Below are 24,821 nucleotides of genomic sequence, written 5' to 3'. Positions count from 1 at the left end.
GCGCTTGCGCTTTTTGTACTAGCCCCCGAATGCTTCAAGTATATCCTCAACTTCCTTCATGTTGAGTAGTTTTGCAGCATCTGTTTGTTCATTCATGGTTCTTGCCTTAACAGGTGGCTGGATAAGATAGCTGCCATTTTCCAGCATTGATCGTATGTCAGCTAGCTGCTGGAGGATTTCAGCAGACCCTCCACTCAATACGGGTTTGGGCGTTAGGTAGTGATGGAGAGCGGAGAGAACAAGATGACCCAGCGAACTGTTTTCGGCATGATATTCGATTTGGTCAACGATTTTTTGTGAAACCGAATAAGACTCACCGGTTTTGACATCAATATATCGTTCAGGGACAGTTATCGCGATTTTATTAACATAATCCGTATAGGTGTTTGACATACCGATCATCCTTCAATGGAAATTAGTTCCTCGGTATTCTCATGTTGTTTTTTAAGCTGGTTCATTTTGGCTAAAATCATGAGTCCGAAGACGTTCAGTTTTTCCAGGTTCTCTGGAAAAGTCAGCTCAATCGGGCGCCCCTTATCAGCCCATCTTACTGCAGCTTCCTGAATTTGTTTTTGTGCCAATTTTGCCGCACCGCCCACGGCGATGTAGCGTGATGCCCCTTTGATTTCGCTGGAACTGCTTCTGGCGCGGTCAAAGTGCTCAAGATACTTTATAGCCATGATTCTCAATTGTGGAATCACATATTTGCTGATGTCTTTCCTGACACCGGCAAAGGGTTCGACATACCATTCTGATTGGCCGGCGAAAAGCTTTTCTTCTAGCTCTGACCGAGAATCAAAAGTGTATAATTCATTCTTGCTTACTTTTTTTATGATCGTATCCAAGAATAAGTTGATTCCAAAATGGTCACCTTCAACTGAGGCAACAGGTTTACTGTTCTTGATTCCAACAAAGTCTACTGAATCCCCGCCAAGGTCACCAATGATGATTCCTTTCTTGGAATCCTTCACCAGGTTGTCGTCCTTTATTGTCAATGTGTCAATGTCCCGAATTAAACCTAAATAGGCACATGCTCCTTCCGCACCGACAATCACATCCTTGATTTCCAGTTTGACAATCAGTTCTTTTGGCTCAGGAATTCCTGCCACTTTATGGAGAGTAATGGTATGGCTGCCAATCAACTTCTGCTTCAGTAATTCTTTTCTCTCCTTATATTGTGTGGTTGGAAGAGAGACAGCTAATTGGTCGATGCAGTAGTTTAATTCTATATCGGTTGAATTTATGACAGAAGCATGGTAGGCTGCAGCGGCAAACAGAAGGATATATGTGCGGTCTTCGTCAGCTTTTTGATTATTGCTTGCGGTCAGGCTGACATTTCTTTGCTTGGCAGCAGCCTTTCCAGCATAAAAAATTTCTCTTTTGTTTGTGATCGCCGGGCTTTTTATCTCTACGATCAAATTTTCCTCTAGTTCAATATCTTCCTCGTCATAGGGCTTTTCATAAAACTCGTCATCATACAATGCGATGGCGTTTGGCATTTGGTACTCCCTGAGCTCTCCTTGGTCAGAGGCCAGGACTTTATACCAGCTGTTGCCTATGTCGACTGCGAAATAATTAAAATTGTTCATTTTATCCTCCTCCTTTTGAATCCTATGCAAAATGCATGTTCAATTGTGCAAGTACCTAATTTTTATAGAATGAAAGAATTACAATCGTGTAAAATTCAAAGAATGCGAAAAAATCCGCATTTGTACTGATTCATTCATCTAGTCCAAAAAACCTGGCAGGAATAGGATAAATTGTACAAGAAATTAAAAAGGAGGAAATATGAATGACTAATGATCATAAAGGTTCACGTGGTTGTGTGAATGTGAATAAATCTGCTTCAATGCCGGAATGCGAAAATGTTAGGGCGGTTCCTGCTGGAGTAGGACCTCTTGCCAACCTTCCTATAACACTGGCTGATGTCAGAGTAACAGATCATCTTGTAGCAGAAATCCACTTCCCTGACCCAGTACTTGAAATTAAGGATATTAAAAAGCGGGTGAAAATTGTCCAATGCAGATTGCTTCTAGGGACTACATTCCCTACAGCAGGCGTCCCGTTGTTCATCAAAGGCTACATCCGGAAGAATATCCAGTATGCTACACCTTGCCATCACGCTAAGAGTGATTGTGTATCATCAGAAATCCGGTCATTGACTGTTGATGTTCCTTTTGAGTGTGTAACTGTCCTGACACGCGATCGCTTCATTAGAGGACCAATTTTACCTGTAGCGAATACTCGTGATGAGTTTGATTTCTTCAGAGCTCAAAAGCTAGGACATGGATTCCCTGAAAAGGACGAATTATTATCAAGCGACTTGTCACAATTCCATCAGGTAAGCACTCAGAACTATAACCCAATCACATATTGTGAATTAGTGGAAAGCAGCATTGTACAATGGGATGAAGCAATCGACCGTTATCCGCTGCCTAATAATGGGCCATTCGAGGAAGGGACATTCCAAACGATCATTGAAAAAACATTCCTGCAATTTCGTGTGAGAGTTTATCAAAACCAGCAAATCGATATCTCTGATTTATTCGATGGGGATTAAGAAGTAGCAGGATTCCATTAATACAGAAACTTTCAAGGCGATAAAAGCATGGCGAAGTCCAGAAAAATCTGGCGCCGCCATGTTTTTTTGTCTTTATGTTCCATACATATTCACGATTAACACTTTTTGCTAATTGACAATAGAAGGAAAAAAAGCGTCAAAAAATTTTTTGTGTGGGTGTTTGGCCAGTACATCACAAATAAATAAAGGGTTCACACCGGGTATCTGTCTTGAATTTCCCGAAAACATAGGGGCATACGCCTAGACCCAAAAAGTCTAAGCGCATAGGATAGAACATCTTCACTCTAAGGAGTTCTAAGGAGGAGCCATGTATGTTTGAACTAGATAAAAATAAAAAGCCTGATTTTGAGTGTAAGCCTTCAACAGATCACTTTGAATGCACACCAAAGCATCACCATCCACATGTAAGCCTAGGAAAGGTCGTAACGAAAGTTCCAGTCGTCCTGGCGGAGCTGACCCTGCACGTGAATCTGGATACGATGATCAATTTCCCAGAGCCGGTGCTAGAGATTAAGGATATTAAAAAGAGGATCAAATTGACTCAATGCAGACTGCTATTGCCAACGAATAAATTATTTATCAAAGGGTTTGTAAGGAAGAACATCCAATATGCAAGTCCGAGCCAGGAAATTGAAGCTTCTACATCCTCATCAGTAGCTTCTGACCTGCACTCATATACTGTTGACATTCCGTTCCAGGTAGTGACAGAGGTAAAGCACTTCCTTTCCCATCCTGTCATGCCGCAAGTGAACAACCGGAAGGAATTTGATTTCTTCGTCTCTAAACCTTTGTCAACTGGATTCCCGGAAAAAGATGAATTGCTGACAAGTGACCTGAGCCAATTCCACCAGGAAAGCTCTCAACATTATAATGAATTGCCTTTCTGTGAATTAGTTTCAAGCCAAATCATCGAATGGGATGAAGCAATTGACCGTCAGCCGCTTCCAACATCTCATCCAATTGATGAAGGATATTTCCAGACAATCGAAGAGAAAATGGTCATCGACTTTACTGTACGTGTTCTTCAAAATCAACAAATCCGCGTTTCTTCAGCAACAAATGATCCAGATTGCTATGACGAATCAGAATAAATAACAGTTTAAGGCGGGGTATTATACTAGGCATCATTAGTATATGCCCCTTTATGTTTTGACCTCTCTAGAGAAAGGAGGGCAGGGATAGGTTGCAATAAAAGCAGACCCTTCCATTAAAGATGGAAAAAAGAAATAGAACGTTACATGAAATGAATTTATTCCAGGGCAATTGGCGAAATCATTCATTGGGTCATGAGGAATCGAGGGTTGACTCAGAAATGGATGAAGTATTCGATGAAATCGATAAGGTTCTAGCCCGAGATTTCAATGAAACTGGATTCAGGCCTAAGGGAAAGAGTTCAGGGAAGCCGTTGATTCTCGCTCCTCCTGTTATTAAAAGTGTCGAAGAAAAACCTTCTTCTAGGAGACAATTTACAATGGAGGAAGTCGAGGAAGAATCAAGTGACTTATTAGAGGTTGTGGGCGGAATCGAGGATTATATAGAAGAGGAACCGCAGGAAAATTATGAGGAATCCTCTAGTGAAATACTATTTGATGAGTCCAGCAATCTTTCAGATAAGGTTGCAGATCAGTTATTAGCTTTAGATGAATCCACGGACGAACCTTATTATTATGAAGACCTTGATGAATCAGTTGAAAATCATTATGAATCCACTGACTATCAATATGAATCCGCTGAATCGTCCTCGGACCCTATGAAATTAGCAACTGCCGCATATAGTGGAAAGAATTCAAAGACGGAAATGACGAAAGTGAGGCTGCCGTTACACCTGGCAGATGTAGATCTTGAAATTGACATTTTTGACACATTCACACTTGCGAGACCAATTTCGGCTGTGTCTAATGTAGAGTGTTCACTTCACTCGATTGATGCTGAGGTATTGCTGCCTTCAGCCAGCTTATTCACCAAAGGCACCCTTCTGTTGAATATCGATTATGCATGTACTGATAAATCAGGGACCATGCACTCTCTCATGATTCACATCCCATGGAAAAAGATCATTCCGGTAAAATGGATCCATCAGCCCGAGCTATCTTCCAAGAATAACAAGGAATATTTATTCACTTCTAGTCTTGGAATGGAAGAAGGTTATACCCGCGAGTATCGTGAGAGTTTAGTTGAAAAAGTGGAAATTAGCCTATCAGGCTTGCATTGTATATGGAATGAACAATTCATACAAAACGACAGAGTCATGATCCAGGGTACGGCAAGGATGCAAATTGATCTCTATCAGAAACAATCCCTCGACTTACAAAAGCTGCTTTCTCTATAAGGAAAAAAAGGGTGCCTCAGGTGAGACACCCTTGCTTGCGTGTTAACTTTCATGCCGCTTCATTAGTTCTTTCATCCTGTCTTTCATGCTCTTAGGCTGATGGTCCATCTTGTAGCCTGTGTCGCAGGAAGAAGAGGATTCTTCTTCTTTGCCGCCATAGCAGTACCCTAAATTTACCTGCTGTTTCTGAAGCAATTTGAAGAATAAGCCGACTTCCATCTTTTCTGTGATTCTGCTGAATCGGCCCCAGTTGTCAAAATCCTTGTAAAGGTCAAGGTCATTGACAAAAGATGCAAGCAATTTGCAGTCAATCGGCTCATTGTAGTACTCATACGTATACGCACCAGAAGTACAGTTATCAGCACCATGGCCTTTCTTGTCAATGAATCTTCTTTCGTACACAGTGTTCTTTTGGCTCAAGTGTTCGTAATCTGGGTAATTGTAAACTTTGACAGCCTGGCTGCAAGTGAATGGTACATCGACGCTGTAGTCCTTCAATACTCCGCTACACTGTTCTACATATTGGATATTCTTGTGGACAACTCCAGTTATATAGAGTTTAACCTTGTCATAGTCCATTGCTGAACGGATTGCCTTACATTGTGTAAGAGATACATTCCTGCGCATATGCTTGATCTCGCGTGCTGCTGTAGGAAGTTCAATGTCGCTTTCTACCTCAACTTGCAGCTCAACTTCAGCTAGCGCTACATCAATGTCAGCGACTGGATACTGAAGGTAATTGCCATAAGGATAGTAAGAATCATTATCGCAATCAACCCGAAGCGTCTTAGCTTCATCACATGAAAGCTGTGGCGGGCAGCCATGGTTTGAATTGCAACCTGTATTTCTCTTCATATCTTTCACTCCTTTTTTTTTAATCAAAAGCAGTAAGAAACAGTATAAGTCTGCTCCTTTCTTTTGACTTACTATTTTATATGCCAGTACTACACTAAATGAATAGACGAATGATAGAGGGCAATCACATATTTTTATTATCAGGGAAGTGGAGTTAATAGGATTCGGGACAAGTGCTGAGATTCAAACGCAAAACAGAACCCCACATAGATGTGGGGTGGGTGTTTTGTTTACTTATTCAGGAAAATCAACGTCCAGAGCATAATAGCTTCTTAGGATCCATTTTCTTCGCTTTTACTGGCGGGAAGCAGGTAATGCCGACGAAATCTTTTAAATCTACTTCGAAACAAGCCCCCGTCCTTACGAAGCCTTCAATTCCATGTTGTTTCCCTTCACAACGTTCCGGGCAGAGCAACTCGAGGATCGCACAGCATTTGGAACCCTTTGTAAAATCAACTACACGGAAAAAAGTAGACTTGATATCATAAAAGCATCCATCGATTTTTACAACGCCGGTACCCACGAAGGTCTCACAGTCGCCTTTGCTGCATCCGCATAATAGTTTGAATGGAATGGTATCGTAATTCGACTGTTTGCACTGATTTAAGAGTTCTCTGATTGATCTTTCACAGCTGACATCACAACCATCTTTATTCTGCTTTACTTTATGCTGTGCATCATTAATGTCCCTGACCTTTTTGCACACACAATGATGGGAATGTTTATCATCATGGTGGCCTTTTTGGCAGCCACAATCGTCATCATCCCAATCTTTATGCTTATCTTTGTCTTTTTGCTTCTCCCAATCCTTATGATCATCCCAATCCTTATGGTCATCATATTTTTTACGCTTACCCATATTGCGGTCCCTGGACTTTTCCTTTTTATGATCGTAATCATCGTCAGGTCGATGGTCATTTTTGTAATAATAATTCATAAAACGCGCCTCTCCTTTCTTATAGAGTGGTGTTATACTAACAAGATATGGGGAAAAGCAGTGGTTTGTATGGGGATGTGACTATACAAAAGAAATTCTTAAAGAAATTCTGGGAAAACTGATCTAGAAAATTTGCTATTTGCCTATTTTACATTCAATATAAATATCACCAAAACGATTAAGGAGGCCATCCAAATGTTGAAAGAACAGGTAGAGAAGTATATAGGATCTCAAGGGGGTACAGTTGAATTACATAATGAAGAAAAAGAATATGCAGAACGTCATGGACTTCTTAATGGGGTTCATGTAAAAGAATTAGAGCACGGAGCTCGGTTCAGAGATGCATATATAGAAAGAGGCAACAAAGAGACTGAAGAGTTCCTCGGTGAAGAATCATCCCAATTCCTTAGTCAGCCAATTGGTTATTTCAAAGAACGAAAAAATGAATTCATGTATTTGGAATCCAGGTGGTTTGACTTGATTGGAGTGGATGCCGTCAGTTTTGAGAAGGATGATGTATTCGGTACATTTGATGTCATGCTCGGACTAAAGCTTCAAAAGAAATATGAATCGGACATCAAGAAATACCTGGGGGAAAACCTGCATGGTGAGGGTTCTAGATTCGATTTGATCTTTGATGCAAATGAAGGAGTATGGAGCTTGAATTTCGCATTCAATGGAATTGAAGGATACAAGGAGGATCTATCCATCGGAGAGGCTTATAATCTGATCTATGGATTTCTTTTTGGTCTTGCAGAGTCAATGGAAAATAGATAACCGAAAAGCGCCTGGATGGGCGCTTTTTTCAATGCTTTAACATGGTATCATACTACTATATTAGAATACTAAAATTTACCATATCTGTTGACATTCACATCAAGGAAACATAAACTTAATATAAGTTATTAGTCAATAGGTAAAATTCAGAAAACGGGGTCGGTCATGAGTAAATTAGCGATTGGGAAAACAGCGATCCTGCTGGCATCATTCACAGAAGCAGAAATGGCTTTTTTTCAGGATACTTTAAAAGGGGTAAGCTATTGCCTTGGCAAAGTAGGATCGATGAATATGCAAAAAGTTATTTCAGCAGTGGAGACAGCTGCCAAACGTCATGGTCTCATCCATCCAAATTTGTATCGTGAAACCCATGCGTTATACCATGCAATCATGGAAGGCATGGAAGGGGTGACACGAGGCCATCTGTCCATTGGTGAAATGAGCCGTACTGTCGGCCTTCGTTTTGCGGTTGTCCGTGGTACACCATTTTCCGATGAAGAAGAAGGAGAATGGATCGCCGTCGCTTTTTATGGAACGATTGGCGCGCCTGTAAAAGGATCTGAACACGAAACGGTCGGTTTAGGAATTAATCACATATAAAGTTGCATTGCCTATAGTCCACTAGTCAGTAGGAGGCGATGATGGTTAAGTATGCCATTGTCGTCTCCTTTTTATTTTATCCGATCAGGAGGTTACTTTAATGGTTGTTTTAACGGGAGAAACGTTATCTTTGGAGCAAATCAGGCAGGTCTGCTACTTCGACGAGGCAGTCGCCATCAGTCCCGAAAGCATGAAGAAGGTTACCGAGAGCAGGGAAGCAGTAGAGAAGATCGTTGCCGACAAGCGTACAATCTATGGAATCAATACAGGATTCGGTAAATTCAGCGATGTCATCATTGATGAACAAGATGTCAATGCATTGCAGTTAAACCTGATCAGGTCTCATGCCTGCGGAGTAGGAGAGCCGTTCCCCGAGGTCGTTTCACGTGCGATGATTTTACTCAGGCTGAATGCGTTGATTAAAGGTTTTTCCGGTATCAGGCCGCTCATCGCTGAAAGGTTGAGGGATTTGCTCAACCTGCGGATCCATCCGGTTGTCCCGCAGCAGGGCTCACTTGGTGCTTCTGGTGATTTAGCGCCACTCTCGCATCTGGCATTAGTATTGTTAGGTGAGGGTAAGGTCTTCTATCAGGGAAGGGTATGCCCGACAGAAGAAGCATATAAAAAAGAAGGTCTTGAGCCAATTGTATTACAGGCTAAAGAAGGCTTGGCGCTGATTAATGGAACGCAGGCAATGACGGCAATGGGTGTGGTCAACTGGATCGAAGCAAAAGATCTGGGACATCAATCAGAATGGATTGCTGCCCTTACAATGGAAGGTTTGGAAGGTGTCATTGACGCATTCCATCCCGCGATTCATAAAGCGCGCGGCTACCAGCAGCAAACGGATGTAGCGGAGCGCATGAGGGATTTACTGGCAGGCAGCAAGCTGACGACTCGGCAAGGTGAAAAAAGGGTCCAGGACGCCTATTCATTAAGATGCATTCCCCAAGTGCATGGGGCATCATGGCAGGCGCTTGACTATGTAAAAGAAAAACTTGAAATAGAAATGAATGCAGCAACAGACAATCCACTCATTTTTGACGGGGGAGAAACCGTCATTTCGGGAGGCAATTTCCATGGCCAGCCGATTGCGATTGCGATGGATTTTATGAAAATAGCTGTTGCGGAATTTGCCAGTATTTCTGAAAGACGGATTGAAAGATTGGTCAATCCGCAATTGAATGACCTTCCGCCATTCTTGAGTCCGCAACCTGGACTTCAGTCTGGAGCGATGATCATGCAATACAGTGCAGCATCACTCGTTTCTGAAAATAAGACCCTTGCTCATCCTGCAAGTGTAGATTCGATTCCCTCCTCTGCCAACCAGGAGGATCATGTGAGCATGGGAACCATTGCTGCCCGCCATGCACATAGTATCATCCAAAACGTCAGACGGGTACTAGCTATTGAATGTATTTGTGCTCTTCAGGCAGTCCAATATCGAGGTGTTGAAAAAATGGCACCTAAAACCAGGAGCTTCTATCAGGAGGTAAGAAAAATTGTTCCTTCCATCACAGAGGACAGAATTTTTTCTGAGGATATCGAGAGGCTTGCAGACTGGCTAAAAAAAAATGAATATCAGTGGACAGCTGTAACACAGCAGGAGAGTCTGGTTTAATACTATAAAAAATCGAGGAGTGTTGTAAAAATGGCAATTGAAGCAAAGCGCAATATCAAAGCAAAAAAAGGCCTTGACCTGGAGTGTAAAGGATGGGAACAAGAAGCAGCATTAAGGATGCTCTATAACAATCTTGATCCAGAGGTGGCTGAAAAGCCCGAGGATCTAGTTGTCTACGGCGGAATTGGCAAAGCGGCGAGGAACTGGGAGGCATTCGACGCTATCGTTGAAACGCTGCGCAGGCTGGAAAATGATGAGACAATGCTCGTTCAATCTGGCAAACCTGTCGCCGTATTCAAAACCCACGAAGCTGCACCAAGAGTGTTGATCTCCAACTCTGTATTGGTACCTAAATGGGCGAACTGGGATCACTTTCACGAATTGGATAAAAAAGGATTGATGATGTACGGACAAATGACTGCCGGAAGCTGGATTTACATCGGTTCCCAGGGAATCCTCCAAGGCACATATGAAACATTCGCAGAGGTAGCGAGACAGCACTTCAACGGTTCCCTTAGAAACACCATTACGCTCACTGCAGGGCTAGGCGGCATGGGTGGAGCGCAGCCTCTGGCAGTTACGATGAATGATGGCGTCTGCTTAGCAGTGGAGGTAGATCCAGAACGAATCAAAAAGCGAATCGATACACGATATTGCGACAAAATGACACATTCAATCGACGAGGCAATACAGTGGGCAAATGACGCCAAGCATAAGGGAGTGCCTCTTTCAATCGGCCTGGTTGGCAATGCGGCAGAGGTCCATCTGGAATTACTGTCGAGAAAATTTAAGGTTGATATTGTAACGGACCAGACTTCCGCTCATGATCCATTGAATGGTTATATCCCGGTTGGTCTTACTTTGGAAGAAGCGGCAAAACTTCGTGTCGAAGATCCTGAAGAATATGTGAAGCAGTCTTCTTTCTCAATGGCAAAGCATGTCGCTTCCATGCTGGAATTCCAGCGGAGAGGTGCTGTTACATTTGATTACGGCAATAACATCCGCCAGGTAGCCAAGGATCAAGGTGAGCAGCATGCATTTGATTTTCCAGGATTTGTTCCTGCATATATCCGGCCGCTGTTCTGTGAGGGAAAAGGGCCGTTCCGCTGGGCTGCTTTATCTGGAGACCCGGCAGATATTCATCGTACAGATGAACTGATCAAGGAGCTTTTTCCTGAAAACAAAGCCCTTCAGCGCTGGATTGACATGGCCCAGGAAAAAGTCGAATTCCAGGGACTGCCGTCAAGAATTTGCTGGCTTGGCTATGGTGAGCGAGTGAAAATGGGATTGGCAATCAATGAACTGGTGCGTAATGGTGAATTGAAAGCGCCGATCGTCATTGGTCGCGATCATTTAGACAGCGGGTCCGTCGCTTCTCCGAATCGTGAAACAGAAGCAATGAAGGATGGCAGTGATGCAGTCGGCGATTGGGCGATTCTTAATGCACTAGTCAATGTTGCAGCAGGCGGATCATGGATTTCTGTCCATCATGGCGGGGGCGTAGGCATGGGATACTCCCTTCATGCAGGAATGGTCGTGGTAGCGGACGGTACTGACCTTGCTGAAGAGAGGCTTAGGAGAGTCCTGACTACGGATCCGGGAATGGGCGTAGCCCGCCATGCAGATGCAGGCTATGAAAAAGCAATCGAAACAGCGAAAGAAAAAGGCGTCGACATCCCGATGCTTCCCTAATTTGTAAAAGGGCAGTGTTTAAAGGTTTAATATGAAGCATTGTCCATCCTATTCTAGGAAATTTTAGAAAGAAAGGATGAGAAGATTGACATATGATGTAATACTTCACAATATAGGCCAGCTAATTTTGCCCAAAACTTCTGATTATCCACTGAAGGGACAGGATATGAAAGAACTGAACATAAGTGAAGACGCAGCATTAGGAATTCAGGATGGAAGAATTGCCTGGATTGGTAGCGATGCTCAAGCTGGATCACTTAAATCTACCGAGAGAATTGATGCTGAGGGTAAGGTAGTGTCTCCAGGGCTCGTTGATCCGCATACACATTTGGTATTTGGCGGTTCCCGTGAACATGAACTTTCATTGAAGCAGGCTGGAGTTCCTTATTTAGAAATCCTCGCTCAGGGAGGCGGGATTTTATCGACCGTTGGTTCCACTAAAAAAGCGAAAGAGGATGAATTGTTTAGAAAAGCCTCCTTCCATCTAGAAAGAATGATTTCATACGGTGTCACCACCATGGAAGCAAAAAGCGGCTATGGTCTGGATGCTGATACAGAACTTAAGCAGCTAAGGGTGATCAAACGCTTAAAGGAAAAGTATCCTATATCTGTCGTTTCAACGTTTCTTGGTGCGCACGCTGTCCCGCCTGGATTTAAAGGGAAAGAGGAGGAGTTCCTGGACGAAATGGCCGGGCTGTTCGATGTAATCAAAGATGAAGAACTTGCAGAGTTCGTAGATATTTTTTGTGAAACAGGTGTTTTTACAATCGAACAGTCAAGGAAGTTTTTACAACAAGCAAAGGAAAAGGGATTTGGCTTGAAAATTCATGCTGATGAAATTGACCCGCTTGGAGGTACGGAGCTTGCTGTATCATTGGGAGCGGCAAGCGCAGACCACCTGGTTGCTGCCTCAGATGAAGGAATAAGACAGCTCACGGAAGGCAATACAGTGGCAGTCCTGTTGCCAGGAACGACGTTTTACCTGGGGAAGGACCATTATGCCCGTGCGAGAAAGATGATTGATGAGGGTGCGGCAGTTGCTTTGGCGACAGATTTCAATCCGGGAAGCTGTGTGACTGAAAACCTGCAGATGATTATGTCACTCGCTGCCTTAAAACTGAAAATGTCCGCTGAGGAAATATGGAATGCAGTCACGGTCAATGCGGCCCATGCAATTGGAAAAGCGTCTCAGGCAGGGTCTTTGGATGTAGGAAGATCTGCAGATTTCGTCATCTGGGATGTTCCTAATTATCAATACATCCCGTATCACTATGGTGTGAATCACGCACAAAGTGTCTACCATTCTGGTAAAAAACTTTGGGAAAGGACCCCTTATGGTGAAATTCAGTTTTCTTCAGCCAGGTAAGCCAGCGGTCTTCAAGGACCGGTTCGTGACGAAGGTCAATGAACAGCTAATTCCTTATTCAGAGGGCGAAACTGGCGAGATTGGCTTAATCGGTCTTCCATACTCTAAAACATCAATTTCTTTATCACAGGCATCTGATGCACCTAAAACGATCAGGGCAAGCTTAAGCTCATTTTCAACTTTTTCTGGTGAGAGAGACAGAGATTACGAGGATGTAAAGATACTTGACTTTGGCGATGTGCAAACCCATCCAACTGAGATGGAGGAATCGATTGATAGACTCCATATCAGTGTCAGGGAAATGCTGGAGAAAGATGCCTGTCAAAGGTATATCATGCTTGGCGGAGACCATGGTGTCAGCTATCCTTCCATTCGAGCCTTCAAGGAGCACTACGGAGAAATAGGAGTTATCCAATGGGATGCACATCATGATGTCAGGAATCTTGATGATGGCGGACGGACAAACGGCACCCCATTCCGAAGCCTTATTGATGGGGGACACTTGAAGGGTGAGAATCTTGCACAGATTGGGATTCGCGATTACGCGAATGCCAAAGAATATCATTCCTATACGATAGAAAAAGGGATTTCAGTCTATACCATGGAGGATGTTGAACAAAAAGGGATTCTCCCGATCATTGAAAGGGAACTTGAAAGACTCTCAAAATTAGTGGATGTAATATACTTATCTGTTGATATGGATGTTGTGGACCAGGCTTTCGCGCCAGGATGTCCAGCAATTGGGCCAGGCGGCATCACTAGCAGGGAATTGCTTGCAAGTATTTCAACTGCTGCCTCCCATGAAAAAGTGAAGGGGATGGATATCGTAGAAATAGATCCTTCAAAAGACTTCAGGGATATGACAAGCAGGCTGGCAGCTGCCGCTATGCTTCGTTTTATGTATAATTGACATGCAAATCAAACAGCCTGCAGAATTCTTGTCTGCAGGCTGTTCTTTTTTAGGTCAAACCGCTAGGATATTAAAGAATATCTAGCTTTGCCACCAGGGTAACCAGAATTTGAAGGAGCGCCTGGATATTCACCGCAACATCAGTATCTGTTGTCTTGACCTCAACATGCTTGGATCCTTCAATAATAGTTTTTTGGGTATTTCGCTGTTTTGTTTTAATCACTTGTTTGATTTCATTGACAACGGCTTTACCTTTATCAGAATCACCAATCGCGATGCTGATGACAGCAGCAATTGCAGCCTGGAGACCAAGTTGTAAGGAGATAGCTGCCTGAGTATCAGTTGTATGAACATCGATGCATTCGGAATCCTTGATAATGATCCATTCGAAAGACTGTTGCTTTGTGACTAGCTTTTGATCAGCTTCCTGAACCACATCTGCTTCGTTTCCTTTTCCAGTATCACAATGATCCAACGCTCTCCATTTTTTTTCATTGCTCATCTTTTTCACCTCTTTCAAGATTAATAGATTACAGAATGTCCAATTCAGCAACGAGGGCAACAAGAACCTGCAGTAATGCTTGAACATTTACTGCTACATCTGTATCAGTTGTTGTGACGTTGACATCTTTGGAATTATTGATAATGATTTTTTGCGTGTTTGTTTGTTCAGTTCCCATTTCCTGAATCAGCTGCTGAGAGACGTATTGTCCTTGATCAGAGTCTCCAATTGTGATGCTGATGACTAATGCGATGGCTAATTGCAGGGCAACCTGCAATGATACCGCTGCTTGTGTGTCAGTAGTATGAACCTTGATGTTGCAAGAGTCTTTAATCCAAATTAACTCATCAGAGTCCTGCTCTGTATACTCTAACTGGACTGCCTCCTGCTCCACATCTGCTTTTTTCTTGCAGCTTTTACCAGAATGGTGCGGGTTGTGATTATGGTAATAGTTTGACATTGCTTTCACTCCTTTTAATCTAGTATGGAATATCTTATTACTGGAGCCTCTCAATAGCTTGTGTATATACCCTAAATAGAGTCCATTTTATAAAAAATAGACACCCATCTATAGGGTGTCTGGGGGTTAGTCTATTATTTCTGTGATCCCTTGTTTGAATTGCTGTTGACGAATGACTCCACTTGCTTGCTTAAATCTTCAACCAATTCTTTGATGGCCTGTTTCTTATCATCAGTGATCTTATCTTTAATATCCTTTTTGCTGATTCCGTTTTTCTGCAGAATGTCCGTTACAAATAAGTCGACAAGACTATTAGGAATTGGATTTGGTTTTTTCGGATGTTCACTCACGGTATTCACTCCCTGTAAATTATTTCGTCTTATTAAGATATGAATTCATTTGAATAATGGACAGGGCGGAAAACTAAACTTAGTGACATTTAGGCAGTAAAAGGAAGAAAAGCAATTGTCCAATTTTCGTTGCTTGAACTATTTTGCTTTTAAAGTTAGAGTTATTTTATACATATCTAAAGAGGGTGTAAGCATTTGAGCAAGAGGTATTTTACCATTGGGATGGCAGGTCATATTGACCATGGAAAAACTTCACTGACCAAGGCGTTGACGAATGTCGATACTGACCGCCTGAAAGAAGAAAAAGAGCGGCAAATTTCAATTGAACTTGGCTTTGCGCCATTATATGAGGATGAGGAATTGCAAATTTCCGTAGTCGATGTTCCAGGACATGAACGCTTCATCCGCCAAATGATTGCCGGCGTTGCCGGGATCGACCTCGTCGTGCTGGTGGTCGCTGCGGATGAAGGCGTCATGCCGCAAACAAGGGAACATCTTGATATCCTCGGGTTTCTCGGAATCCGCTCCGGTATTATCGCGATCACAAAGACCGACAGGGTAGAAGAGGAATTCATAGAACTCGTGAAAGACGATATTTTAAGTGAGCTTGATGGCACAGTCTTTGAGAACGCTCCTTTTATGATGGTCGATAGTCTATCTAAGAAAGGAATTCCGGAATTAAAAGAATTGATCATTGAAACGCTTAAAGAGCAAGAAATGAGGGATGCCAAAGGAGCGTTCCGGCTGCCGATTGACCAGGTATTTACAGTGAAAGGGCAAGGTACCGTTGTGAGAGGCACTGTTTACGAAGGAACGGTAGAAGAGGGCCAATTATTAAAAATCCTGCCGACCGGTTTGGAGGTCAGAGCACGCCAGCTGCAGGTTCATCATCAGCCGGCGAAGATGGCTTACGCAGGTCAAAGGGCAGCCATCAATCTATCTGGCGTCTCTCGGGATGATCTTGAACGCGGGGAAGTGCTTGTGTCGTCCGAGCATTTTATCGTAACGAATACCATTGATGTGGCGATCCGAGTCGTAGAGGATCTTGAGCACCTGGTAAAACAAAGAACGCCTATTAAGTGCCATATCGGAACTGCAGAGGTAATGGGACGGATTGTCTTTTTTGACAGAAATGAACTGAAAGAAGACAACGGGGAAATCCTTTGTCAGCTTCGTCTTGATGAAAAAATCGTCACGAAGCGGGGAGACCGGTTCATTGTCCGCCGTCCAAGTCCACAGGAAACGATTGGCGGCGGCTGGGTTATTGACCCTCGTGGAAATAAATATCGTTTTGGCAAGCAGACGATTGAAGAGCTTGAGAAAAAGAAGGCTGGCACCCCAATTGAACGGATAAATGCCGCTTTATATGAAGCAAAAAGTTTACCTGTCGAAGAACTGATAAAGCGAACCGCTCTTGATGAAGAATCGATTTTGTCCAATTTAAATGATGACCAATTCGTCCAGATTTCGAATAAGGAGTATGCTCTAGTATCCGTTGTTGAAGTCATTGAAGAAGAAATCAAGGACCGGCTGGAAGACTTCCATGTTGAAAATCCAATGCGAATCGGGATGAACAAGGCCGAATTGCTACAATCACTGCAAAAAACTTTCTCTAAAACCCTGCTTGAATTTGTGATTGATAACGCTATAACCAAGGGGTTACTGAACAGGAAAGAACAGTATATTTCTTTGGGGAACTTTGCTCCACACGTTCCGAAAAACTGGGTGAAGCGAACTGAAAATATGCTAGACGAACTCAAGAAGGATGGCCTGAAGGTTGCATACCTGAATGATTATATAAAAAATGCCGGAATCCCTGAATCTCTTACAGCTGAATTGAAACGATTCCTTGAAGATCAAGGAGAGATTGTCATGCTCGATGATCAATATGCCTGGTATGGCGCTCATTTTGCAGATGCAGTGGAGAAACTGAAAAAACATACAGGTGATGAGTTCGAAGTACCACAGGCAAAGGAAGCCGTGGAGTTATCGCGAAAATACATGATTCCTTTCCTCGAGCGGCTCGATGCACTGGGGTATACACGAAGAGTTGAAAACAAGAGGGTTTGGCGGAAATAATACGTTTCATGAAATTGAATAATAACGGTAGAAGTGCTCTAATAAGAGTGTCTTTCTGCCTGAACGGAATCCTTATGAATGAGGAAATACATGCATAAGGGTATCTATCCACTTGAACGAAACCCTTATGAGTGGGGAAATACATGCATAAGGGTATCTACCCACCTGAACGGAACCCTTATGTGCGGGGAAATACATGCATAAGGGTATCTATCCACCTGAACGGAACCCTTATGAGTGAGGAAGTGCATGCATAAGGGTATCTATATACTTGAACGCTATCCTTAAGTGTGGACTTCTGAAGTTAGACAAAAATGAACAATTAAAAACAGCAGATTTCAGGGAATCTGCTGTTTTTAATTAGTTTACATAACAATATTATTTAACTCTCAGTGGATTTCACTTGCAATGGAGGTGGAATCAACCAACCTTTTGTTTTATTCAATTTAAGCATTTTGGCTCCGAATTGTGCTTTAGCCATATGGAATTGACCATACATAATGCCTATATCTTCCCTGATGGCTTGGCCAATCATGGTGCTGGCAGCTACTAAGCCTTCTGCAACATCCTTCGAAACGGCAGCGGCAATTTCAGGGTCACTGAATCTTGCTCCTGGAGGGATATCTTCCAGATGGGCAACTGGGCGTTCTGGAGGTGCAGGAGGAAGACCAATTCCATTTGATTTTAGCAACTCTTCTACCTGTTTGTTTTCTTCCTGCATTGCTTCAATAGCTTCCTGGACTAGTTTTTTTAGATCCTCATCACCTATATGATTGATAAACGTCTGGTATGCTGCAATCAATCCATGATTGACTGACAGATGAGTCCATGTTCCAAATACTTCACCATAATGCAATGGTTCATCTTTAGGATTTCCGCTTAATACTCCCATGATCGCACTCCTTATCGTTTCTAAATTCATTATTTTTGCTCCTTATTAAAGGAAGTTGGTCCATTGATTATTTTGCATTCTGCAGTTGTATTCATACCTTCTTCTAAGTGGGAAATTAATACATTAGTGATCAAGCAAGGACAAGCAACGAAAAAAAGGAGTTATATTGTAATTGACAATCCCATTTTACGAAATTAAACGACCTTGAAATTCCATCATACATTGAGGAAATACGTATGTTACAGTAAAGGAGAGAGGATGATCTTTTTGAATAAAACAGTCTTTACAGTTTTTTTAACAACAAGCATTTTGTTTGCCGGTTGCACTAAGGACCAGATAAATGTCACTGAACCAGACCAAAAAACGATTGAACAGGCAATGTTGGACAGTGGGATCGCGCCTGACAACATTATTTTTACTGAAGAGATAAAGGGGCAAAATGCATTTTCAATATATGAACAAGTAGAAGGATTTGGCGTCACTCACTATGTTAAATCAGATAAAGGTTGGCAATACAGAGGGGGATCAGAATTTGGGCATCCTGCAGGAGATCCTGAACCTCTATCATTTGGTGTGGCAACATGGTTGCTCGGAGACTATTCCCTTGATGGGAATAGCAGATATAATACCGTGTTCCTCGGAGAAATCCACCAACCGGAAATTTCTAAGATCATTTTGGAAGTTAACCATGGTAAGTACACTGCAAAAATCATATCCAGTAATAGCAGGAAATTCTGGTACCACCAATCAGGTATTGTAGATGCCCAGAGTCTTGTCACTAAAATCTCCGGGTATAATTCTAATGGAAAATTGATATTTGAAAAAAATTTAAATTTGAACGAACAATAAAGAGCTTGGTCATTCCCAAGCTCTACACTCATTCCCCGAAAAATCCTTCGTATATTTTGTTGATATCATCTCTCAACTTTTCAACTTGTACGATCCTGGCTTCCCTCAAATATTCTCGCCCATCTGCATAGAGGACGAGGACGGGTACGGTAAAAGCCATTAGAAATCCAGCGATCTCTTCAACTTTTCCTGCGTTTACCAATCCTGTTTTGATTTTAGGGAAATCCTTCATGACTTCCTCAACCTGAGGAAGCAAACCATGGCAGACGCTTCAACTGTCAGTCAATACATAAATGAAGCTTAATTCATTATTGCTTATCAAGCTTTTGACTTCGTCCATCGACATTAATTCTTTCAACTTTTATCAACCTCCTATCATTTTTTACCCATTAATAATTAGGTTAGCCTTCTGTTCTTTAATCATACTAAAAAAAGGGTAATGGGTATAATAATGAGGAAGGAGTGACAGTGTATGGGAAATCCATGGCATGAGCGTTTTGGTTCTGAAGAGTATGTGTACGGTGAAGAGCCAAATCTTTTTATAAAAAAACAGTCTAACAGGCTGGAGAAGGGGAAAAAAGTTGTCTGCTTCGCTGAAGGAGAAGGCAGGAATGCTGTTTACCTTGCGCGAGAAGGTTATGAAGTTACTGCCTATGACTATGCGCTTAATGGCTTAAAAAAGACGGAAAAACTGGCTCAACGTTATGGAGTCAATATCACCACAAAACAAAAGGACCTTATCCAAGAACAGGTACCAGTTGAGGAATTTGACGCAGCCATAATGGTTTTTGGCCATTTTTCCAAACAGGACCAAAAAACAGTATTCGACAAACTAGTATCTGCTGTAAAACCTGGCGGCATAGTCATGATGGAAGTATATTCAGAAGACCAGGTCCGTTATGGAACAGGCGGGCCAAAAACAATAGATATGCTATACGATCCAGTTGACCTGCTACAGTGGGTGAAAGGATATAAAACATTGCATTTCTTCTACGGAGAAGAGGAGAGAATCGAAGGCCAATTGCATACCGGTGTTGGACATATTATTCAAGCAATAATTGAAAAATAAGGCATGATAGACAAGGCGATTCTTCATAAAAGAAGGTCGCTTTTTTGTGTTTTTTACAAGGATTTTCCAATGGATTGTCGAATTATATACAAAGGAGAAATGATAGGACAAATCGAGACGCACCACAAGTGTCAACTCAACCTTGTTTCACTGCTGATAGGGTGAACAGGGAAGAAGTCTGGGGAGGTATTATGAAAGAAACAATTCATAGCTATGATGATTTATTAAGAATGCTAGATCAACTTCTGAAAGAAAAAAGCGAGTTCAATTGGGATCAGTTTTACTCTGACCGCGAGAGAAAAATTCCTTTTTTTAAAGATCATCCTGATGAGAATTTAATGGAATATATGGAATTGAAGAAAATAAAAGCAGGAAAAGCTTTGGAATTAGGCTGTGGACCAGGGAGGAATGCTATTTATTTGGCCCGGCACGGTTTTTATGTTGATGCCGTCGACCAATCGGCAGAAGGACTGGAATGGGCTAAAGAAAGGGCAATAGAACAAAAGGTTCAAGTGAATTTTATTCAAAAGGATATTTTTGAAATGGAAATTGAAGAGGGTACATATGATCTTGTCTACGATTCAGGCTGCTTCCACCATATCCCGCCGCATAGGAGAATGAGCTATATTGATCTCGTCCAGAGAGCTTTAAAGCCTGATGGTGCATTTGCGCTAACCTGCTTTGTACAGGGAGGAGAGCTTGGTGGGGCGGATATTTCTGATTGGGAAGTGTATAGAAGGAAAAGCATGCACGGCGGCTTAGGCTTTACTGATGAAAAGCTTAAGGGGATTTTTCACCATTTCACACCGGTTGAAATCCGGAAAATGAGGGACTTAAATTCTGAGACCGAAAAATTCGGGACATCTGCTCTTTTAGCTGCCCTTTTCAAAAATAAATAATGGAGTGAATAAATTGGGATATATACGTGAGCTAAGAAGGCTGGTCGGCCATAGGCCACTGATTTTACCAGGAGCAGTCGTGCTTATATTTAATGATGTAGGCCAGTTACTGCTCCAGCATCGAAGTGATGGTGGATGGGGGCTTCCGGGCGGTTTGATGGAATTAGGAGAGAGTCTTGAAGAAACTGCAAGAAGGGAAGTTAAAGAAGAAACAGGACTCGACATAGGAGAATTGAAGCTCGAGGGTGTGTTTTCAGGTGGACAATATTACTTGAAAGTCGCAAACGGTGACGAACTTTACTCAGTAACTACTGTCTATTCAACAAAGGATTATAAAGGTGAACTCGTGTCGGATGAACTAGAGTCGATCGATCTGCAATTCTTCAGTTTGCATCAATTGCCCGATAGTTTGCAAAAAAGCTATCTGGATTTTATACAACATTATATTCAACAAAACACCATAGACTGTTGTTAAAAGAAGCTGAATATATATGTTATTAATGACCCTGAAAAATTATACAGGAGTGTTCAAATGACGACTGAACAAAAATGGGAAGATTTCTATTGTGAGGAAGTTATATCAGGCAAAACACCGGTTGAAAAGGTATATGAAACGGAGCATTCCCTCGCGTTTTATCATACTCGGCCATATTATGAGGTACATATTATTGTCATTCCTAAAAAACATATTTTATCATTTTTAACAGTATCGGATGATGAAACGGAGATTCTGAATGATGTTCTCAAGGTAGTAAAGATGGTCGCCTCTAAGCTCGAGAAGGATTTTGGAGCATGCACCATTTCTACTAACATAGGAAACTATCAAAGCAACAAGCATTTGCACTGGCATGTTCATTTTGGTCCGAGGATACGAGACGGGCAAGGAAGGTTGCTTCATGATCACGAAACAAAATAATGGTTTTGAGTTAATAGACATACTTGAAATAAACGTAATGGATATGGAGCAATACCAGCCGCTGGCAGGATCATACGCCATTATGATGGTGAGAGGAAAATATCTAATTGGATATAACACTTTAAGGCAGCAATGGGAACTACCGGCCGGGAAAAGGGAAAATGATGAAACCCCTTTGGATTGTGCTAGAAGAGAACTTCTTGAAGAAACTGGACAATCCGTCATGGATCTTAAATTTGTTGTCCTAGCATGGGTAAGGAATCATCTTAACGGAGCAGAAAAGTTCAACCCATTATACTACTCGACAACTTATTTTCTGTCCCCCTTTCAACAAAACCAAGAAATGTCTAAAATAAAACTCTGGGACCTTAAAGAAACTGTTCACATCGACCAGGTTGATTTGGCAATTTTAGAATACATTCATCAGTTAGAACATTAGGAGTTATAATGAAAAGAAGATTAAATCTAAAACAAGTGCTTGTCGCAAGCTTTTTTATCGCTACAATTCTAACAATCGCGAATAATATGATTGATTGGGAAAATAAAATTTACTCTGGCATTTTTGCGTTTATGGTCAGTTTAGCAGTTTTCAGTATTTTGGAGAAAATGTTTAATGAATAAATTTGAAAGGACTTAGGCTTAAGTCCTTTTGTGTTGTGTAGGAGTTTTTTTAGAGGTTGGATATGGTGGGTTGGTATTAATATTAGTTCTAGTTGGATTGAAAAAGGGGAAAAGGAAATATGCTAGCTGCGGGAATTCATGGATTCATCCTTGCTTTCGGATTGATTCTTCCATTAGGAGTCCAGAATGTATTTGTTTTCAATCAGGGATCAATGCACAAACAATATAGGCGAGTTTTGCCAGTGATTTTGACAGCTTCGATCAGTGATACAGTCTTGATCACTCTTGCAGTTCTCGGTATATCAGTGATCGTTCTAAAAATTGCCTGGTTAAGTACGTTGTTAATATCAGCTGGCACTCTGTTTTTAATCTACATGGGTTTTTTAACTTGGAGAAGCAGGCCAACTGATGTAACTGCAGAGGCAGAAGCCTTTTCCCCGAAAAAACAGATAACCTTTGCGGCATCGGTTTCTTTGCTTAATCCGCATGCGATTATGGATACAATCGGGGTAATTGGAACGAGTTCATTGAACTATGCGAGACCAGCGAAATTCACCTTTGCACTTGCCTGTATTTTGACTTCCTGGATCTGGTTTTTCGTTCTTGCCTTAATTGGACGGCAAGTGGGGATGTTAGGGAAATCAAATAGTTTTCACATTATCTTAAATAAAATTTCCGCTTTAATTATGTGGGGAACGGCCATTTACCTGGCGTTGACTTTTTAAAGCTAAGGAAGTTATGCAAAGAGAGAGAAACAAGAGTTCTTCATAAATCATGAAGGGCTCTTGTTTCTTATCGTCTTCTGCGACGTCGAAGATATTGAACTTCTGACTCAAGTCCATCCACACGCTTATTGTTTTCTGCTAGCTCGCTCTTCATTGCATCCAATTGCACTTTAACATCCTTCAACTCCCCTAATAGCTGTTCTACCTTATTTTCTAATCCTGAAGTATTTGCTTCTTCTTTTTTCGAGTCTGATTTATTCAATGTCTTGGAAAACAATGATAAAGTCGTTGGATTTACAAATCCCTGTACAGCTGTCATAAGAGAATTAAGGTTATCTGCATTTAATTGGCTTTTCTGTGAATGGCCATTATCATCTTTTCTTCCTTCTGGTAATTGATTGAAAATCGCCTGTGTGAAGTTAAGTATTCCATCTAGTGACGGTTCTTTTTTTAAGGATTCAATATGTGGCTTTAAATCTTTTTCATTCATCTAACATCATCCTTTCTTTTAATATAGAATCTCCCCGGCTAATACCGGTATAGCCAGGGAGACTGTAAGGAACTTCAGGTCACAAATCTTTCAGAGATTAAGCAGCACCGTTTTCTGTAGCAATTACCTCGCCGATGCAGTTGAAAAGGACGTCAACTAAAGCATCCTGAGCCAACAAGATTGCAACGACCAAAGCAATTGCCAACAAAAGAACTACAATCGCAGTGATTAACATCTCTCCACCTCCCTCCACTTTAGAAGATAGGTAAGATCCGAACCTTACAACAACATCATATGTAAAAATATCGGACGAGCATCAGCTTGTATCATAGAAAAGAAAATAAGGGCTGCCTATTTATATAACTACGAGTGAAATGATTTATCTAACCTTTTTTGAGGCTGGCAGAGAGCTTAGCAAGGTGGATTGAAATAAACTTCAAGTGCTGGCCTTATCTAAAAATCCAGGTTCTCCGTCAAGAGAGGTCTTTTTAGGATAAAAGAGGATTTCTAATTTAATGGACGAATTCTTTTATTAGTCTATAAAAAAGGGGAATCCATGTGATTGAATTAGTGAGTGTAAAACAGGAGGATGAAGCAATTCTCCAAAATTTAATACAATTTTATATCTACGAATTTACTGTCTTTCAGGATATCAAACTTGAAGAATCGGGATTTTTTGCTCCATTTGATTTAAAACCGTATTGGACTGAAGTCGATTTACATGCTTTTTTTATCATGCATGAGGGAGAACTGGCGGGTTTTGCCATGGTTGAAAGTGGAGATCCGAATGTCATCCTGGAGTTTTTTATCATGAGTAAATTCTACCGAAGAGGATTTGGGAAAGCAGCGGCGGTCAAGCTGTTTGATCAATTCCTGGGGAACTGGAGTATCACTCAGGTAGAGAAAAATGAGCCGGCAAGGAACTTCTGGCGTAAAGTGATTGGCGATTATACTGGCGGCAACTATATTGAAAAGGTCGATGATCACAATCGTTCAATCCAAGAATTTAATACCGGATTATATGCGAAAAAATGATTGCAAAAGGTCTGAAGAGTTGTTTATAATGGTAAAAATATCAAATCGATGAAAAAGAGAGTAGTTATTCTATCTTTGCTTCAGCGAGCCAGGGACGGTGGAAGCCTGGTGCATCAGAATAATGAAGCGCACTTTTGAGATGCGGTCCTGAATTTGAGTAGGGATTGCCGGGATTTACCCGTTATCAATGGAAGAAGGTTCCGAATTTCGGAACAATTGGAGTGGTACCGCGGGATAACTCTCGTCTCTTATTTAGAGACGGGAGT

Annotated in this window: 30 protein-coding genes and 1 other annotated feature; of the genes, 19 read left to right on the top strand and 11 right to left on the bottom strand. The window is 41.8% G+C overall.

Features of this window, described 5'->3' with window-relative positions; all coding sequences use genetic code 11:
- Window positions 1-18 precede the first annotated feature (18 nt).
- Both RH061_RS13385 and RH061_RS13380 read right to left on the bottom strand, forming a co-directional pair.
- Window positions 19-393: a hypothetical protein gene (locus RH061_RS13385; RefSeq protein ID WP_311070841.1), complete on the bottom strand. Its 375-nt coding sequence runs from the start codon at window positions 391-393 to the stop codon at window positions 19-21.
- A gap of 5 nt (window positions 394-398) precedes the next feature.
- Complete coding sequence (locus tag RH061_RS13380; protein ID WP_311070840.1) at window positions 399-1,589, bottom strand: ParM/StbA family protein; 1,191 nt, start codon at window positions 1,587-1,589, stop codon at window positions 399-401.
- 203 nt (window positions 1,590-1,792) lie between these two features.
- On the opposite strand from RH061_RS13380, the gene RH061_RS13375 reads away from it, so the two are divergent.
- The 3 genes from RH061_RS13375 to RH061_RS13365 all read left to right on the top strand — a co-directional run bounded on the left by RH061_RS13375 (window position 1,793) and on the right by RH061_RS13365 (window position 4,910).
- The gene (locus RH061_RS13375) at window positions 1,793-2,560 is read left to right on the top strand and encodes a CsxC family protein (protein ID WP_311070839.1); all 768 of its coding nucleotides are present in this window, start codon (window positions 1,793-1,795) and stop codon (window positions 2,558-2,560) included.
- A gap of 332 nt (window positions 2,561-2,892) precedes the next feature.
- Window positions 2,893-3,672 carry a CsxC family protein gene (locus tag RH061_RS13370; RefSeq protein WP_311070837.1) on the top strand — a complete coding sequence of 260 codons (780 nt, stop codon included), beginning with the start codon at window positions 2,893-2,895 and terminating at the stop codon, window positions 3,670-3,672.
- Between the two features lie 221 nt (window positions 3,673-3,893).
- Window positions 3,894-4,910: a hypothetical protein gene (locus RH061_RS13365; RefSeq protein WP_311070835.1), complete on the top strand. Its 1,017-nt coding sequence runs from the start codon at window positions 3,894-3,896 to the stop codon at window positions 4,908-4,910.
- 42 nt (window positions 4,911-4,952) lie between these two features.
- Here RH061_RS13365 and RH061_RS13360 read toward each other — a convergent pair whose 3' ends face one another.
- A complete protein-coding gene (locus tag RH061_RS13360; RefSeq protein ID WP_311070834.1) occupies window positions 4,953-5,765 on the bottom strand; it encodes a CsxC family protein in 813 nt (270 codons plus the stop codon).
- Window positions 5,766-6,012: 247 nt separating this feature from the next.
- On the bottom strand, window positions 6,013-6,702 hold the full coding sequence (locus RH061_RS13355) for a CotY/CotZ family spore coat protein (RefSeq protein ID WP_311070833.1): 690 nt from the start codon (window positions 6,700-6,702) through the stop codon (window positions 6,013-6,015).
- Between the two features lie 195 nt (window positions 6,703-6,897).
- Between RH061_RS13355 and RH061_RS13350 the strand changes: the two genes are divergently transcribed.
- The 6 genes from RH061_RS13350 (at window position 6,898) to hutG (ending at window position 13,668) form a co-directional block, all read left to right on the top strand.
- Entirely contained in the window at window positions 6,898-7,479 is a 582-nt protein-coding gene (locus RH061_RS13350; protein ID WP_311070832.1) for a branched-chain amino acid aminotransferase, read from the top strand.
- A 165-nt stretch (window positions 7,480-7,644) separates the two neighbouring features.
- On the top strand, window positions 7,645-8,079 hold the full coding sequence (hutP, locus tag RH061_RS13345; RefSeq protein ID WP_311070830.1) for a histidine utilization transcription antiterminator HutP: 435 nt from the start codon (window positions 7,645-7,647) through the stop codon (window positions 8,077-8,079).
- Between the two features lie 100 nt (window positions 8,080-8,179).
- On the top strand, window positions 8,180-9,700 hold the full coding sequence (hutH, locus tag RH061_RS13340) for a histidine ammonia-lyase (RefSeq protein ID WP_311070829.1): 1,521 nt from the start codon (window positions 8,180-8,182) through the stop codon (window positions 9,698-9,700).
- 30 nt (window positions 9,701-9,730) lie between these two features.
- Window positions 9,731-11,392, top strand: a complete 1,662-nt coding sequence (gene hutU, locus RH061_RS13335; protein ID WP_311070827.1) for a urocanate hydratase — start codon at window positions 9,731-9,733, stop codon at window positions 11,390-11,392.
- An 85-nt stretch (window positions 11,393-11,477) separates the two neighbouring features.
- A complete protein-coding gene (gene hutI, locus RH061_RS13330) occupies window positions 11,478-12,758 on the top strand; it encodes an imidazolonepropionase (RefSeq protein ID WP_311070824.1) in 1,281 nt (426 codons plus the stop codon).
- Entirely contained in the window at window positions 12,727-13,668 is a 942-nt protein-coding gene (gene hutG / locus RH061_RS13325) for a formimidoylglutamase (RefSeq protein ID WP_311070823.1), read from the top strand. The genes hutI and hutG overlap by 32 nt, the downstream gene beginning before the upstream one ends.
- 70 nt (window positions 13,669-13,738) lie before the next feature.
- On the opposite strand, the gene RH061_RS13320 is transcribed toward hutG, so the two are convergent.
- The 3 genes from RH061_RS13320 to RH061_RS13310 all read right to left on the bottom strand — a co-directional run bounded on the left by RH061_RS13320 (window position 13,739) and on the right by RH061_RS13310 (window position 14,980).
- On the bottom strand, window positions 13,739-14,170 hold the full coding sequence (locus RH061_RS13320; protein WP_311070822.1) for a spore coat protein: 432 nt from the start codon (window positions 14,168-14,170) through the stop codon (window positions 13,739-13,741).
- Between the two features lie 28 nt (window positions 14,171-14,198).
- Entirely contained in the window at window positions 14,199-14,630 is a 432-nt protein-coding gene (locus RH061_RS13315; RefSeq protein ID WP_311070820.1) for a spore coat protein, read from the bottom strand.
- Window positions 14,631-14,764: 134 nt separating this feature from the next.
- A complete protein-coding gene (locus RH061_RS13310) occupies window positions 14,765-14,980 on the bottom strand; it encodes a spore coat protein (RefSeq protein ID WP_311070818.1) in 216 nt (71 codons plus the stop codon).
- Window positions 14,981-15,175: 195 nt separating this feature from the next.
- On the opposite strand from RH061_RS13310, the gene selB reads away from it, so the two are divergent.
- Window positions 15,176-17,059, top strand: a complete 1,884-nt coding sequence (gene selB, locus RH061_RS13305; RefSeq protein WP_311070817.1) for a selenocysteine-specific translation elongation factor — start codon at window positions 15,176-15,178, stop codon at window positions 17,057-17,059.
- 382 nt (window positions 17,060-17,441) lie between these two features.
- Here selB and RH061_RS13300 read toward each other — a convergent pair whose 3' ends face one another.
- A complete protein-coding gene (locus tag RH061_RS13300) occupies window positions 17,442-17,951 on the bottom strand; it encodes a DUF3231 family protein (protein WP_311076394.1) in 510 nt (169 codons plus the stop codon).
- A gap of 267 nt (window positions 17,952-18,218) precedes the next feature.
- Here RH061_RS13300 and RH061_RS13295 point away from each other — a divergent pair, with 267 nt between their 5' ends.
- Window positions 18,219-18,800, top strand: a complete 582-nt coding sequence (locus RH061_RS13295) for a hypothetical protein (RefSeq protein ID WP_311070816.1) — start codon at window positions 18,219-18,221, stop codon at window positions 18,798-18,800.
- A gap of 28 nt (window positions 18,801-18,828) precedes the next feature.
- Here RH061_RS13295 and RH061_RS13290 read toward each other — a convergent pair whose 3' ends face one another.
- Entirely contained in the window at window positions 18,829-19,032 is a 204-nt protein-coding gene (locus RH061_RS13290; protein WP_311070815.1) for a YbbN family protein, read from the bottom strand.
- A gap of 240 nt (window positions 19,033-19,272) precedes the next feature.
- On the opposite strand from RH061_RS13290, the gene RH061_RS13285 reads away from it, so the two are divergent.
- The 7 genes from RH061_RS13285 (at window position 19,273) to RH061_RS13255 (ending at window position 23,030) form a co-directional block, all read left to right on the top strand.
- Window positions 19,273-19,869 (top strand): class I SAM-dependent methyltransferase, encoded by a 597-nt coding sequence (locus RH061_RS13285; protein WP_311070814.1) that lies wholly within the window; start codon window positions 19,273-19,275, stop codon window positions 19,867-19,869.
- Window positions 19,870-20,060: 191 nt separating this feature from the next.
- The gene (locus RH061_RS13280) at window positions 20,061-20,768 is read left to right on the top strand and encodes a class I SAM-dependent methyltransferase (RefSeq protein WP_311070812.1); all 708 of its coding nucleotides are present in this window, start codon (window positions 20,061-20,063) and stop codon (window positions 20,766-20,768) included.
- A 13-nt stretch (window positions 20,769-20,781) separates the two neighbouring features.
- The gene (locus tag RH061_RS13275; RefSeq protein WP_311070810.1) at window positions 20,782-21,243 is read left to right on the top strand and encodes an NUDIX hydrolase; all 462 of its coding nucleotides are present in this window, start codon (window positions 20,782-20,784) and stop codon (window positions 21,241-21,243) included.
- A gap of 57 nt (window positions 21,244-21,300) precedes the next feature.
- Entirely contained in the window at window positions 21,301-21,684 is a 384-nt protein-coding gene (locus RH061_RS13270) for an HIT family protein (protein ID WP_311070808.1), read from the top strand.
- Window positions 21,665-22,123 (top strand): NUDIX domain-containing protein, encoded by a 459-nt coding sequence (locus tag RH061_RS13265; RefSeq protein WP_311070807.1) that lies wholly within the window; start codon window positions 21,665-21,667, stop codon window positions 22,121-22,123. The genes RH061_RS13270 and RH061_RS13265 overlap by 20 nt, the downstream gene beginning before the upstream one ends.
- A gap of 8 nt (window positions 22,124-22,131) precedes the next feature.
- Window positions 22,132-22,305, top strand: coding sequence for a hypothetical protein (locus RH061_RS13260; RefSeq protein WP_311070806.1), 174 nt, complete (start codon window positions 22,132-22,134; stop codon window positions 22,303-22,305).
- A 119-nt stretch (window positions 22,306-22,424) separates the two neighbouring features.
- On the top strand, window positions 22,425-23,030 hold the full coding sequence (locus RH061_RS13255) for a LysE/ArgO family amino acid transporter (protein WP_311070805.1): 606 nt from the start codon (window positions 22,425-22,427) through the stop codon (window positions 23,028-23,030).
- 67 nt (window positions 23,031-23,097) lie between these two features.
- Here RH061_RS13255 and RH061_RS13250 read toward each other — a convergent pair whose 3' ends face one another.
- Both RH061_RS13250 and RH061_RS13245 read right to left on the bottom strand, forming a co-directional pair.
- Window positions 23,098-23,520, bottom strand: coding sequence for a hypothetical protein (locus tag RH061_RS13250; protein ID WP_311070803.1), 423 nt, complete (start codon window positions 23,518-23,520; stop codon window positions 23,098-23,100).
- A gap of 97 nt (window positions 23,521-23,617) precedes the next feature.
- The gene (locus RH061_RS13245; protein WP_311070801.1) at window positions 23,618-23,755 is read right to left on the bottom strand and encodes a hypothetical protein; all 138 of its coding nucleotides are present in this window, start codon (window positions 23,753-23,755) and stop codon (window positions 23,618-23,620) included.
- Window positions 23,756-24,078: 323 nt separating this feature from the next.
- On the opposite strand from RH061_RS13245, the gene RH061_RS13240 reads away from it, so the two are divergent.
- Complete coding sequence (locus tag RH061_RS13240) at window positions 24,079-24,555, top strand: GNAT family N-acetyltransferase (protein WP_311070799.1); 477 nt, start codon at window positions 24,079-24,081, stop codon at window positions 24,553-24,555.
- A gap of 39 nt (window positions 24,556-24,594) precedes the next feature.
- Window positions 24,595-24,807: a binding site (T-box leader), on the top strand.
- Window positions 24,808-24,821 lie beyond the last annotated feature (14 nt).

Source organism: Mesobacillus jeotgali (assembly GCF_031759225.1).
GTDB classification, from domain to species: Bacteria; Bacillota; Bacilli; order Bacillales; family Cytobacillaceae; genus Mesobacillus; species Mesobacillus jeotgali_B.
This window is presented reverse-complemented; position numbering and strand designations above follow the sequence as displayed.